Origin of the sequence: Mesorhizobium sp. B264B1B, from assembly GCF_020165765.1 — a bacterium.
GTDB lineage: Bacteria > Pseudomonadota > Alphaproteobacteria > Rhizobiales > Rhizobiaceae > Mesorhizobium.
The window spans coordinates 486,403-498,306 of the sequence record NZ_JAIUIS010000001.1; the positions used below are offsets into that span (position 1 = coordinate 486,403).

Annotated in this window: 14 protein-coding genes and 1 pseudogene; 5 read left to right on the forward strand and 10 right to left on the reverse strand. The window is 59.3% G+C overall.

Annotation, left to right across the window (positions count from 1 at the left end):
- The 10 genes and pseudogenes from LB547_RS02275 to LB547_RS02320 form a co-directional block, all read right to left on the reverse strand.
- Positions 1-957, reverse strand: a complete 957-nt coding sequence (locus LB547_RS02275; protein ID WP_140517085.1) for an ABC transporter permease — start codon at positions 955-957, stop codon at positions 1-3.
- Complete coding sequence (locus LB547_RS02280; protein ID WP_224655888.1) at positions 954-1,901, reverse strand: ABC transporter permease; 948 nt, start codon at positions 1,899-1,901, stop codon at positions 954-956. Before LB547_RS02280 ends, LB547_RS02275 begins: the two co-directional genes overlap by 4 nt.
- A gap of 47 nt (positions 1,902-1,948) precedes the next feature.
- A complete protein-coding gene (locus LB547_RS02285) occupies positions 1,949-2,935 on the reverse strand; it encodes an autoinducer 2 ABC transporter substrate-binding protein (protein WP_140495805.1) in 987 nt (328 codons plus the stop codon).
- A gap of 31 nt (positions 2,936-2,966) precedes the next feature.
- The gene (locus tag LB547_RS02290) at positions 2,967-3,737 is read right to left on the reverse strand and encodes an ATP-binding cassette domain-containing protein (RefSeq protein ID WP_140762825.1); all 771 of its coding nucleotides are present in this window, start codon (positions 3,735-3,737) and stop codon (positions 2,967-2,969) included.
- Between the two features lie 27 nt (positions 3,738-3,764).
- A complete protein-coding gene (locus tag LB547_RS02295; RefSeq protein ID WP_140762828.1) occupies positions 3,765-4,541 on the reverse strand; it encodes a glutamine amidotransferase in 777 nt (258 codons plus the stop codon).
- 36 nt (positions 4,542-4,577) lie between these two features.
- A complete protein-coding gene (locus tag LB547_RS02300; protein ID WP_140521013.1) occupies positions 4,578-5,759 on the reverse strand; it encodes a carbohydrate kinase family protein in 1,182 nt (393 codons plus the stop codon).
- A 231-nt stretch (positions 5,760-5,990) separates the two neighbouring features.
- Positions 5,991-6,293, reverse strand: a pseudogene (locus LB547_RS02305) (JAB domain-containing protein); the annotation flags it as partial.
- Between the two features lie 77 nt (positions 6,294-6,370).
- Entirely contained in the window at positions 6,371-7,588 is a 1,218-nt protein-coding gene (locus tag LB547_RS02310; RefSeq protein ID WP_140762831.1) for a hypothetical protein, read from the reverse strand.
- Complete coding sequence (locus LB547_RS02315) at positions 7,585-7,842, reverse strand: hypothetical protein (RefSeq protein ID WP_140762833.1); 258 nt, start codon at positions 7,840-7,842, stop codon at positions 7,585-7,587. The genes LB547_RS02310 and LB547_RS02315 overlap by 4 nt, the downstream gene beginning before the upstream one ends.
- Before the next feature lie 52 nt (positions 7,843-7,894).
- Positions 7,895-8,170 carry a hypothetical protein gene (locus tag LB547_RS02320; RefSeq protein WP_140762836.1) on the reverse strand — a complete coding sequence of 92 codons (276 nt, stop codon included), beginning with the start codon at positions 8,168-8,170 and terminating at the stop codon, positions 7,895-7,897.
- A gap of 764 nt (positions 8,171-8,934) precedes the next feature.
- Here LB547_RS02320 and LB547_RS02325 point away from each other — a divergent pair.
- The 5 genes from LB547_RS02325 (at position 8,935) to LB547_RS02345 (ending at position 11,875) form a co-directional block, all read left to right on the forward strand.
- A complete protein-coding gene (locus LB547_RS02325) occupies positions 8,935-9,267 on the forward strand; it encodes a hypothetical protein (RefSeq protein ID WP_140762838.1) in 333 nt (110 codons plus the stop codon).
- A gap of 52 nt (positions 9,268-9,319) precedes the next feature.
- Positions 9,320-9,886 (forward strand): hypothetical protein, encoded by a 567-nt coding sequence (locus LB547_RS02330; protein ID WP_140762841.1) that lies wholly within the window; start codon positions 9,320-9,322, stop codon positions 9,884-9,886.
- A gap of 512 nt (positions 9,887-10,398) precedes the next feature.
- The gene (locus LB547_RS02335) at positions 10,399-10,968 is read left to right on the forward strand and encodes a hypothetical protein (protein WP_224655889.1); all 570 of its coding nucleotides are present in this window, start codon (positions 10,399-10,401) and stop codon (positions 10,966-10,968) included.
- Between the two features lie 372 nt (positions 10,969-11,340).
- Complete coding sequence (locus LB547_RS02340) at positions 11,341-11,685, forward strand: hypothetical protein (RefSeq protein ID WP_140762850.1); 345 nt, start codon at positions 11,341-11,343, stop codon at positions 11,683-11,685.
- Between the two features lie 4 nt (positions 11,686-11,689).
- Entirely contained in the window at positions 11,690-11,875 is a 186-nt protein-coding gene (locus LB547_RS02345) for a hypothetical protein (protein ID WP_140762853.1), read from the forward strand.
- Positions 11,876-11,904 lie beyond the last annotated feature (29 nt).

The following is an 11,904-nucleotide window of genomic DNA, read 5'->3' on the forward strand; positions in this document are numbered from 1 at the left end:
TTATCTCCAACGTTGGGAAAGTCGGTCGGCGAGAAGGACGAAAACCAGAAGGGCGCCGACAATCCCCACCTGCCAGACCGTGTTGATGTTCAATTGCAGAAGGCCGGTCTTCAGCGTGACCAGCAGCAGGACGGCCGCGAACACGCCGCCGACGCCACCGCGTCCGCCGGTGATGACGATGCCTCCCAGCATGGCCGCGGTCAGCGATTCCAGTTCGAGGTTCTGGCCGATATTGGGCCTGCCGCTGCCGAGCCAGGCGAGAGAGACGAGGCCGGCAGCACCGGCCAGTGCGCCGCTCAGCACGTAGAGAATGAAGCGTACGCGATCGACCGGAATGCCGACCAGTTTGGCCGAGCGCTCGTTGAAGCCCATGGCATAGATCCAGCGCCCCCAGGCCGTCGAGAGCAACACGAGACCGGCAAGCGCGAAGCAGGGGACGGCGAGCGTGAGGAAAGGCACGGGGATGCCCATAATCGCACCGCGCCCCCAAACGAGCAGCCAGGCGGGCACGCCGGACTGCGCCGCGCCGCCGGTGACCGCAAGCGCGAGGCCGGAATAGACGAAGAATGTTCCCAGCGTCGCGATGAAGGGGAGAAGGGCGAGCTCGTTCACCAGCCATCCGTTCAAGGCACCGAGCACAGCGCCAGCCAGGATGCAGACGACCGGCAACAGAAGGGGCGGCAACCCCAGCTTCAGGGAAAGCATGGCAACGATCGCCGAGAGCGAAACGGCGCCGCCAACGGACAGGTCGATGCCCGCGCCCCCGGCCAGGACGACCAGCGCCTGTCCAAGGCCGACCAGGGCCAGGATCGTCGAAAATTGCAAAATCGTGGTGACGGTGCCAAGATTGAAGACCGAGGGCTTGAGCGCCAGCAGGCCGACAATAACGACCAGCCAGAGGCCGCACAGCAGAGCCAAAGTGAGGGCGGGGCCCTGCAGGTTCCGGATCCTGTTCATGCGCGGGCTCGCAGGAATTGGGCAAGCGGCAGCCGGTTGGAGACAGCTTCGAAGCCAAGCACGCCGATGATGAGAACGCCGGTAACCACAGGCTGCCAAAGCGAGGGGACGCCGATCAGGAGCAATCCATTCTGGAGAATTCTCAGAAGCAGTACGCCGAAGACCGTGCCGATCAAGCTGCATCTGCCGCCCAATATGCTCGTGCCGCCGAGAATGACCGCGGCGATCGCATCGAGCGCCAGCGTGCTGCCGATCGTCATCTCCACATTGCGGTAGGTGGCGACGTAAAACGTGGCGGCAATGCCAGTCAGGACGCCACTGATGACGAAGGTCATGAAGCGTACCTTGACCACGGGGATTCCGGACAGCCGGGCCTTTTCCTCGGAATTGCCGATCGCCAGCAGGTGCGGCCCGTAGGGGGTTCGCCGCAACGCCAGCCAGACGACCAGATAGGCGATGGCAATGACGATGGCTGGGACTGGAATGCCGAGTACGGTGGTTGCCAGAAGATTGGTGAGGCTCGAGGGCAGGCCGGAGAGCCACTGCCCGCCGAGAAGGACAAAGACGGCGGTGCGGTAGACGCCAAGCAAGCCGAGCGTTCCCACGATTGCCGGAATGCGACCGAGGACGACGACGGTGGCCGTCACGCAGCCGAGCAGCGCACCGACCGCAGGGCCAGCGATGAGCGCCAGCAGCGGATTGCCCCCGGCGCCGAGCACACGGCCGATCGCTATTGCCGCCAGACCCATGACGATGCCGATCGAGACGTCGATGCCGCCCATGGCCAGCAGCAAGGTCATGCCAAGGCCGATCAGCAGCAGTTCGACGCTGTTGCGCAGGACGGTCGCCGCATTGCCTGGCGTCGCGTAGTGGGGCGATGCGACAGAAAAGATGACGATCGCCAGGAGACAGGCGGCAAGCAAGGACCACTCCCGCCCGTTCATGGCCAAAACGCCGTTTCCAAACTGTCGCACCGTGTTCATCCCAAGGCTCAGAAGTTGAACTTGTCGACATTGTCCTTCGTGAAGACCGCCGGCGGTCCGAGCAGCAGGATGCCCTTGGCGGCATCATAGGTGGCGGGCTTTTCGAGGCCGGCGATCTTGTTTTCCGCTTCGAAGCTCTTGCCGTCGATCAACTGCTTGCCGGCCCAGACCGTAAGATAGCCCAGCTGTTCGGGATCCCACAGCACGGTGAAGCCGAAGGCGCCGCTCTTCAGGTAGGATCGCGCCGTGTTCGGGCTGCAATAGCCCGTGCCGATGACGGAGCCGATCTTACCGGCGGTTTCGATGGCCTGGGCGACGCCCGGACAGGTCGAGGATGCGACGGCGATGATGGCCTTGATGTCGGGATTGGCGGCCATGAGATCGCCTGATATCTGCGCGGCGCGCTCGGCCGTGCCGCCGGCGAATTGCGGAGCCAGCAGTTTCAGCTTCGGATATTTGGCGGTGGCCTCTTTCTGCATGAAGCCGATCCAGGCGTTGAGATTGGACGCCGTCGCCTCGCCGGAGACGATGCCGATCGTGGCGTCCTCGCCGACGCGCTTCACCAACTCATCGATGATCGTCGTGCCGAGCCCTTCGTCGGTCGCCTGCGCCACATAGACGGCACGGCCGCTGTCGGGTGCATCGCTGTCGCTGGTGAAAAGCTTGATGCCCTTGGCCTTGGCGCTCTCGACGACGGGCGCGATGCTGGACGCATCCAGCACGCTGACTGAGATCGCCTGGACACCCTGGTCGATCAGGTTCTGCACGATCTGCAACTGATCGACCGGGTTGGTGTCGACGGGGCCGGAATAGATGAAATCGACGCCCAGGTCCTTCGCGGCGCGATTGCCGCCGGCTTCCATGGCATTGAAATAGGGTATGCCGATCAATTGCGGGACGAAGGCGACCTTGGGCTTGTCGGCGGCATGCGCCGCCGTGGCGACCACGAGTGACAGCACGGAAACGGCGAGCGCTTTTTTGAGTTGAGAAAGCATTGGTTTATCCTCTCTGGAATGGACGTGCATTTCAGTTTGATTTTTCAAGCGCCCGCACGTCGGGATGAGCGCCTGTTATGAGCGAAACGACTTCCTCGTGATTGGTCTCGGCCGCCAGCCGTTCGGCCACCTTGCGGCCGCGCCGGAACACCACGATGCGGTCGGCAACCTCGAACACTTCGGAAATGTTGTGGCTGATGAGGACGACGGCACAACCGCGCGCGGCAAGCCGCCGCGTCAGTGCCAGGACCTTGCGGGTTTCGGCGACGGCAAGGGCCGCCGTCGGCTCGTCCATGATGACCAGCCTGGCATTCAGATTGAGTGCCCGGCAGATGGCCACGGCCTGGCGCTGACCGCCGGACAGGCTGCCGACGGGTGCTTCCGGATCGGAAATATGCGCGTCGAGCTCTTTCAGCAGGCCCTCGACGCGCTGGCGCATCTCCTTGCGCTTCAGGAAGGGAATACCCAAAATGGAGCGTTTCAATTCGCGGCCGAGAAAGACGTTTTCGGCAATCGACAGGTTTTCCGAGAGCGCCAGTTCCTGAAAGATCGTCGCGATCCCCGACGACGCCGCATCCTTGGGCGAGGAGAAAGCCACCGGATTGCCCTCGATGAGAAGCTTTCCATCGCTGGGCGGATGGGCGCCCGCCAGGATCTTGATGAAGGTGGATTTGCCGGCGCCGTTGTCGCCGAGAAGCGCCAGCACCTCGCCGGAGCGGATTTCCAGGTCGACATCGGCAAGCGCAGTCAGAGCGCCGAAGCGCTTGGCGATATTTCTGGCGACAAGAAACGGTTCTGTCATGGCGGTTCCCCGGCGGTTGCTGGTCGGCTAGACGGCCTTGCTGACCCAGCGCAGCACGTTGGTCCAAAGACGCGCATAGCCCGGCCATTCCACGAAGCTGTTGGGCAGCCAATGCGGGCCGATATCCGACGTCCAGGCCAGCGTGCGGCCCTGGCCATGGCGGCCGGTGACCAGCAGCGGATGACCGCCGTGTTCCTGCGGCAACCGGGCGAGGATTTCGACGTCATCGCGATCGCGAGCGACGACCTCGTTGGCGCCGAGCAGCAGCGGCCATTCGCCTTCGATGCCGGCAAAGATCGGGTGATCCTTGGGACCGGTGATTTCAGGCCGGAACCCTTCGGGAATCTCGAGCCGGTCGTCATAGGGGAGGCAGGTTACCGGCAGCGCCTCCTCGACGGCCGTGCGGTGCCAGCGCGCCTTGCCGTCGATGCCCTGGAAAGAGAAATAGCCGCCGATCATGACCAGGCCGCCGCCGGCCTGCGTCCAGTCGCGCAGAAGCTTGAGCCGGTTTGGCACTGTCTTGCCGTGCAGCCAGACATCGGGGTGAAGCAGCAGCGAGTTCGCGCCGATGTCGGAGAGGATGATGGCCTTGTATTGCGACAGGCCCTCCGTGGTGAAAGGCAGCTTTTCGACGGCTTCATGGGCCGGCATGTAGTCGAGGTCGAATTCGCTGCTCTTCAAGGCATCGACCAGCGGCGTCGCGCCCAGGTGAAAGGTGACGCTGCCGAACTGATCGAACCCCTTGTAGTGGGTCGCCGAACTCATCCAGCTCTCGCCGACCAGAAGCACTCTTGTTTTCGCCATGACCAATACTCTCCTGGGTTCCCGTAAGTTGTTGGTTCAGCTTGCCAACATGGCGTTGTTCGCCAAAGCGGCAGCCTTCAAAGTCGCGAAATCCGCGATGTAGCCCTGTGCGCCTTCGACCGTGGTCGTCAGGCTCGCGCCGATCGCCGCATGGCGGGCGGCGTCGTCCAGCGACGCACCATGCAGCCAGAGGCTTAGGAATATGCCGGCGAAGCTGTCGCCGGCGCCCGTCGCATCGACGCGGTCGACAGGCAGTGCCGGCACCTCGATCTGCGGTCCGCCATTCGCCGGAAAGACGACCGCGCCAAACTCGCCGAGAGTGAGCACGACCGTTCCGCGCGGCTTGATGCGCGCCAGCATCAGCCGCACCTCTTCGATCATCGTCGCCATCCTGGAGCGAAAGTCGAAAATCTCCCGCATCATCACATCGTTGATGAAGGTCAGGTCGATGTGCCGGACCATCTGCGTGAAGGTTTCAGGCGTGCGTGCGCTCTTGGGCAGGCCGGCCGAATGCAGGCTCACCCTCCAGCCGGCCTGATGAAAGCGCGCGATGGAAGCGGTCATCGTTTCGTAGTGGAAGCCTTCGATGTGAAGACAGGCCGGGCGCGGTTCGGGCTGGATGTCCAGATTGGCGGTCAGATCGATCTCGCCGAGTTCGAACGGTTCACTGATGATCGTGCGGCTGCCATTGCGCTCGATGATCACGATGGCCTGCGAAAGGCGGTTGTTGGGCGTGTTGCGGATCGGCAATGCGTGGACGCCCAGTTTGGAAAGCGCGCCGAGCGCCCAGTCACTCTCCGGGTCTTCGCCGACCGCCGTCGCCAGTTCCACGTCGAGAGCGTAGGGCGCCCCAACACCGGCGGCGGCAACCGCGAGATTGGCCGCGGGCCCGCCCAGCGCCTTCTCGATATGGCTGGCTGTGATGCGGTCGTCGCGATGCGGCAGGACGTCGACGCGGCAGAGAAAGTCGACACTGACCCGGCCCGCGACCAGGAGCCTCGGCAGATGATCGAGATTCTTCGGCCTGTGGGGCGCGCGGCCCGGCAGCGAGCGCGCAAACGAACTCGGCCGGTACATCAGCGTGGCGATCGCCTTTTCGATGCGTTCGCGCGTGGCCTCCTTCAGGCCGGCGGTCCCATTGATGAAGTTCGACACCGTTCCGATGGAGACACCGGCGGCGCGTGCGACATCCGCTATGGTCGGGCGCTTGCGTTGCAATGGCAGGTTCCAATTGAAGCGTTTCAAACGGTATCAACGGAAAAGCCGCCCCTCAACGGAATTATGTTCTAAAAGGTCTGGAATCTGCGAGTGAATTTGGAAAACTATGGCGATATGGCCTCAATTTCGGGCCATTCGTTCCAGAATTGAACGATTTTCAAATTCTTGAGCCGAAAGACCGGGCCGGCGAATTGCCTGCTTTCATTCGGATAGCTTCGCCGAGCCGATGATCTAGATCAGCAGCAAGCCCTTCATGCTGGAATAGCCCTTGCGACCGATGATGATGTGGTCATGCACGGAAATGCCCAGCCGCTTGGCCGCGTCGATGATCTCCTTGGTCATCTCGATATCGGCACGCGATGGCGTCGGATCGCCCGACGGGTGGTTGTGCACCAGGATGATTGCCGTCGCCGACAGTTCGAGAGCGCGCTTGACCACCTCACGCGGATAGACGGGCGTATGGTCAACAGTGCCGGTCTGCTGCACCTCGTCGGCAATCAGCGTGTTCTTCTTGTCAAGGAACAGGATGCGGATGTGTTTCCCTCCTTTTGTTTCTGGCGTCTTTTCAATGCGTTGCGGGAGACGTCCCTCAAACGTCCCCCTCGCGTCCCTCATTCGGGATTCCTGTTTCGTTTCGCCATGCGCAACTGGGCAACCCGGCTGGTTTGTTCGATGGTGCCGCGGTTGTACCGTGCACTCGTCTGACGATTTTTGTGGCCCGCCGATTTCATGACGTCGGTTTCGGTCGCACCAAGGTCATATGCCTCCGTGATGGCGCCGGCTCTGGCGTCCATGTTCCAGACATTGCGCGGCAAGCCCGCTTTGTCAGCGATCTTGCGCCACCGTTCGGTAAACTTGCGATGCTTGTAAGGCTCGCCGGTTGTCTCGGCCAGGATCATTGGCCCGATGCGTTTCTCCTGCGGCACGCGGGCGATTTCTTCCAGCACCATCGGGTGCAGTTTCAAGTCGTGCTCAACTTCAAAACCAGTTTTCGTGTGCGTTTTGCGTAGGACCATATCGGCACCAATGTCCGACCAGACCATGCCGTTGGTCCATCGCGTGTCACGATGCAGGATGCCGCCCTTGGCGTCACGAACAGGCTCCCACTCACCAATCACATCCTTCTGTCGCATGGCGAGTTCAAACTGCAACACGGTAGCCATTGCCACTGACGGCCAGCCTTCGGCATGGGCTGTCTTGCGGATTGCTTCGACATGCTCGGCCGTCATGACGGATTTTCGTGCGGGCGGCGTCGAGAAGCGAATCTTCGACAGAATTGTGTCTGCACGGAAGCAATCATCATATCCCAGCGTGACCCCGTAGCCAATGAGTTGCCGAACCGCGTCCATGCAGTGTTTCGCTCGCCAGGGACGGGCAGGGGGGTGCGGTTCCTTCTCAGTTGGCGCTTTCGGCTCGCCCCACTGCCGATGCCACCGCTTGAAATCAGGTCCGAGCAGTTTTCCAATGTGACGCGTGCCTACCGTGCCCTCGATGATGACGAGACACTTGGTGAAATTCTCACGAGTGTTCCACTTCATTGAGCGATAAGGTGAATCTTCGTTCGTCTGAAAAAGTCGCGATAGACTGGTGAGGGAGCCGTCGAAACCTGGCGCTCCATGGCTGTCACGAGTCGCCCATTCGAGCATCTGGGCTTGCAGAAGATGGCAGCGAGCCGCCAGATGCTCCCGACCTTGTGGCGTCTCCGGGTAGTGGAGACGGATACTAGAAGGCCTGAAGCCTCGCCTGGCGAGATCGCCACGCGCCTCCCAGTACTCACGAACCGTGCCATCCTTGTTGCGCTTGCGCTTTAGGCCGGGGAATTCGCTCAAGACCAATTCTCCACGCCGTCAACAGAGGTCGGAAGGCTAGATTGGTGCAGCCCATGGCGTCTGTCCAGAAAGGCGCGCACGGCAGGCCAGTAGCGATAGCCGGTAATGGGATCGATGCGCGGCAAGCCCTCGCGCTCCCATACCGCGGCAATAGCAGCCCATTGAACCTTAGACTTGCCGCCCAGCACTCGCTGGGCGATGGTCGCTTCGGAGAGATACAGCGGTGAATTGTCATTGGCAGCCGTGTGGCTCATGCTGTTCTCCCTCAAATTCACGTTTGCGCCAGATATGTATTGGCCAGACGGTTCAGACTCCAGTTCGGTTCGCCAATTTTGCAGCCATCTCGGGCGTGAGTAGGCAATCCGCCCAGCCGTCATCGTCAATGGTTCGGAGGAACTCGCCAAGGATCATCCTGTCCCGATTGGGGTCCGCAACCGCGAACGAGCGAACGCCGTAGATTTCAACGCCCTTGTTGGTGCGAACTCGATCTACGACAAGAGACGGCATGGGCCGGTCTTTATGGGTAATCCAAGCGCCTACTTCAAACTTCCACGTTGTTTCGTTAACCGCATTCGCTTCCATTTCGCCGCTCCTCGTTGCGCTGCAATGCTGAACGTCATATAACGATGTTCAACAACGGTCAACAACAATGTTTAACATTGTTCAACGGAGGTGGTCATGGTTCGCGCTACTAGTATCGGGATTCGGCTTTCTGAAGAGGTCAAGGTCGCGCTCGAGCGCGCCGCCAAAGCCGACCGCCGCACGATATCCGCATACGTCGAGATCCTAATCGTGGCCGACCTAGAGGCCAAAGGTTTCTTGCCCAAAGACACTGCGAAGTAGTGGCGCGCACCTATTATCAAGTTCAGTGCGCGCCTGGTTGGCGAAGCGTCGCCGACCGGTCTTCCAAACCGACATGCCCGATCCGACATGCTGGCTTGAAGAAGTATATGACCTAATTGCGTGTGGCAAGCGACATGCCTGCTTGCCTTTCTCTGCCAAACAAAACATGCAAACGTGCATACTTGTACTCTATGGACTTCACGGTTGTTTTCTGCAATCCATGTGCAGATGACAGAGCAACATAACAAGAACTTTACTCTAAGCGAGGCCGCCGATCTGCTTCGACTTACCAGCAGAGGCGTGGCCAAGATCGCTCGCCGCTATGGTCTATGCATGGTGTCAGGCCGGACGCTCTTGTTTAGCGAGGCCGACATCGAAGGCATCAAAGACACTATGAGGGTCGCCCCAGCGCCGCCGCGGCCAGCACCAATCAAGCCTGCGCTCTCTGCATACCAGACGCACAAGAATCTCGTGGAGTTGTCCCGAAAGAAGAGCGCGCGCAAATGATCCCCGAACCCAAGACCGTCACCAACGCTGCGCTCGACCGCTTGCCACTCTTCGCCACTGACATGGAGATTGCCACGGCTATCGTTGGCAGAGCGCGAGCAGACTACTGGCACCGAGCCATTATGCCGACCTTGGAAAAGAGTGGATTCCCCGGAATTGATCCGCTCCACAAAGCGCGCCCCGTGCCGCTGGTAAAGCAGTTTTTCGCGGCGTATTTCGGGATCACGGCCGGCATCACGTTAGCAAAGCCAGACGGTGCGGAAAGGCTGGGGCAGTGGCGGAAGGGGAACAAGAAGGCAACACAGGTTGCGGGCAGGATAGCTCCTTGACTTCCCCTCCCACCCACGCGAAGCATTTACCGTGGGTGGGAGGGGATTGTTTATGAAGACTACAATTGTCGCTTCGGCAGCACTGTTGTTGTCGGCTAATTTAGCTTGTGCCGATCCGAGCGCTGACATCGTTTCGTGTAGGTCTATGGCCGACAGTCTGGCGCGGCTTACTTGTTATGACAGAATTGACATCGGGGAAGCGAAGCCAAGCACTCCTTCCCCCGCAGCAAGCGCTTCACCCAGCCCAGTATCTATGGTGAGCGCCAAGCTTTCCTTGCAGGGTAAAAATTGGGAGCGGAACGTTTACAATCCTCGTATCGAATTGCGGCTACGTTTCAAAAACAGCTCTAGCAAACTAGTGGTGGCGATCGGCCACTCTGTCGTCATCCGGGACGCATTTGGCGACACCATCGTAAATCAAGATGGTAAACTCGATATCACGATACCGCCGAATAAAGCAGTCGACAGCGAATCATTCTACTATTGGGAAGACAATCCATTCATCTCCAACGAGCCATTCGACAAGATGGTCGGTGCGGTTCAGGAGGACACGGCAAAGGTGGATGTTCGTGTCACCCGAATTGTTTACAAGGATGGTTCTATCGAGAATTTCCAATAACAATGAAAAAGATTCTGCTAGCTGTTGCTGTAGTCGCTGCGTTTGGGATTTGGGTGGGTGGCATTAGGATTATCGTGATCCAGCCCATCGGTGCGATTCCCAATGGGGTTACCGTCCTAGTCGCAGGGATAAATGCTAATCTAGTAGATAGCCCAGATGCTATGTGCCAGCGGATACAGGGGGGCGTTAGCCTTCTGTGCCGGGGCGTCATGGCGGGAGCGATCGCAAAGGAGGGGAAAATCCTTCTGCGCCTTCCCTATAGCAAAATCCTGTTTCGGATGTCTGGCGCGCCATATCTCACATCGGATGATGAGGGGGATCAATGAAGCACATTGGGGCGGTGGTTGTGTTGATGGCCGCAGGACTATTCTCGCCGATTGCATCCCCGACGAGTGGTCGCTTGATAAGGGGCCAGGTGTAATGCTGGCCTTGCGCCAATTCTGGCCCTGTCCTTAAAACATCGTTCCGCAGGGGCCTTATGCCCGCTACCAAGTAAAACGCAGAAGACATTCATGATCTGCTCGAGGAAAGGCATTTTCTCTCTGATGGCAACTTCCGAAGAAGAGTACCGTATCATTCCAGAAGGCGACCCCCACTACGCTGCCATTGGCCTTGTTGCCTCAAACTGGGCAAGGCTAGAACGCACCGCGGACGAGGCCATATGGGAACTATTGCAAGCAGCCCCGCCACTCTCGGCATCCGTAACCGCACAAATGCTGGGTTTGCGGTCAAGGATGTCTGCCATCAAAGGACTACTCGAAAGCTTAGGAGCATCTGACGATAGCATAGCCAGGGTCGAACGTCTTTTTAGCTCGTCATATGGTTTAAACGACCAGCGGAACCGAATTGTCCATGACCCTTGGTTCTATAACACCCATACAGGCGAGCGCGCTCGCTACGCTGCTACAGTCGACAAGAAAGGCAAGCCCGTCCTCGACTTCGTCGGGGTATCAAAGGACGAGCTTGCGGATATAGCGAAGCGGATTCACGACCTAGATCAGAAGATGTGGGAGACGCTCGACACGATACTGCAAACATTTCGCGATACGCGACGCGGCTGGTTCTCCGTAAGTCGTGTTTGATTGCTACCCACCCGACATCGGCGCCATGTGTGGCGGTTCGTAATCCGCAGGCCGATCGTTAAGCAGGTTGAGTGCGCGGCGCATATCTTGGTGTAATCGGTCGATCGCTTCCCATTGGAGTTTAAAGGGCTTCAACGCCAACTGCGCCTCCCGCAACTCCTTTGTGAGCAGCCAAGCTTGCCGTTCGATCAATCCGAGATGATACTCACTGATTTTGTCGTGTCGTCTGCGGCGTGGCATGCCATCTAATAGGAATATATTCAGCCCCGGTCAAGCCCAAGGGTTGATGCCATTTACAACCTCTCCACAGCCCCAATTGACATCGCTTCCAGCACGCGGGCAATGTGCGGCGGGTTTAGTGGGGGGGATAAAATGAAATCCGTAAATCTTTTGGCGCTTGCGCTTGCGAGTGTGACGGTGGTTGCCACGGTCTCGGCGCCAGCTTTAGCGGATGATCGCACCGTCAACTACGCCTATGCCCTTTGTTCTGTCGTCGATAATACGGGTCTCGGTAGCTCACCATGCGAAGTAAGTGGATGGGGGCAATCGGTTACGGCCACGCTCGATATGGATAGTGGGGAGGCGCGAAATCTCTGCGTTCAGATTGCCGGTTTGATGGCATCCAAGGGTGCCCATTTCGACAAGGGCTGGACGTTTCAGATTAAGTCCCCTTACAGCAACGGCAATAGCATCGCCTATTGCCATCTGCCGCAATAGGGAAATGGCGCTCGTCTGCGGATATGTGAATGCCAAGAAATCGTTCGGCGGCTACACGGGAAGCGTGCCGTTTATTGGAGAGTTGCATCCCGATGGGGATGAAAACGAGGTTTGGTTTCAAGGCCAGGCTGACGACATTCATGTCCAGACGACGAAGATGATGTGCGCCAAGTACGGGATAACGCTGTAAGGCTGATGACGGCATTCGTGAACCGTCTG

Coding starts and splice junctions, on each gene's coding strand:
- LB547_RS02320 (WP_140762836.1), bottom strand. CDS start 8,170: ATGGAAGCGAATGCGGTTAACGAAACAACGTGGAAGTTTGAAGTAGGC.
- LB547_RS02290 (WP_140762825.1), bottom strand. CDS start 3,737: ATGACAGAACCGTTTCTTGTCGCCAGAAATATCGCCAAGCGCTTCGGC.
- LB547_RS02280 (WP_224655888.1), bottom strand. CDS start 1,901: ATGAACGGGCGGGAGTGGTCCTTGCTTGCCGCCTGTCTCCTGGCGATC.
- LB547_RS02330 (WP_140762841.1), top strand. CDS start 9,320: ATGAAGACTACAATTGTCGCTTCGGCAGCACTGTTGTTGTCGGCTAAT.
- LB547_RS02275 (WP_140517085.1), bottom strand. CDS start 957: ATGAACAGGATCCGGAACCTGCAGGGCCCCGCCCTCACTTTGGCTCTG.
- LB547_RS02285 (WP_140495805.1), bottom strand. CDS start 2,935: ATGCTTTCTCAACTCAAAAAAGCGCTCGCCGTTTCCGTGCTGTCACTC.
- LB547_RS02335 (WP_224655889.1), top strand. CDS start 10,399: ATGATCTGCTCGAGGAAAGGCATTTTCTCTCTGATGGCAACTTCCGAA.
- LB547_RS02295 (WP_140762828.1), bottom strand. CDS start 4,541: ATGGCGAAAACAAGAGTGCTTCTGGTCGGCGAGAGCTGGATGAGTTCG.
- LB547_RS02340 (WP_140762850.1), top strand. CDS start 11,341: ATGAAATCCGTAAATCTTTTGGCGCTTGCGCTTGCGAGTGTGACGGTG.
- LB547_RS02345 (WP_140762853.1), top strand. CDS start 11,690: ATGGCGCTCGTCTGCGGATATGTGAATGCCAAGAAATCGTTCGGCGGC.
- LB547_RS02315 (WP_140762833.1), bottom strand. CDS start 7,842: ATGAGCCACACGGCTGCCAATGACAATTCACCGCTGTATCTCTCCGAA.
- LB547_RS02325 (WP_140762838.1), top strand. CDS start 8,935: ATGATCCCCGAACCCAAGACCGTCACCAACGCTGCGCTCGACCGCTTG.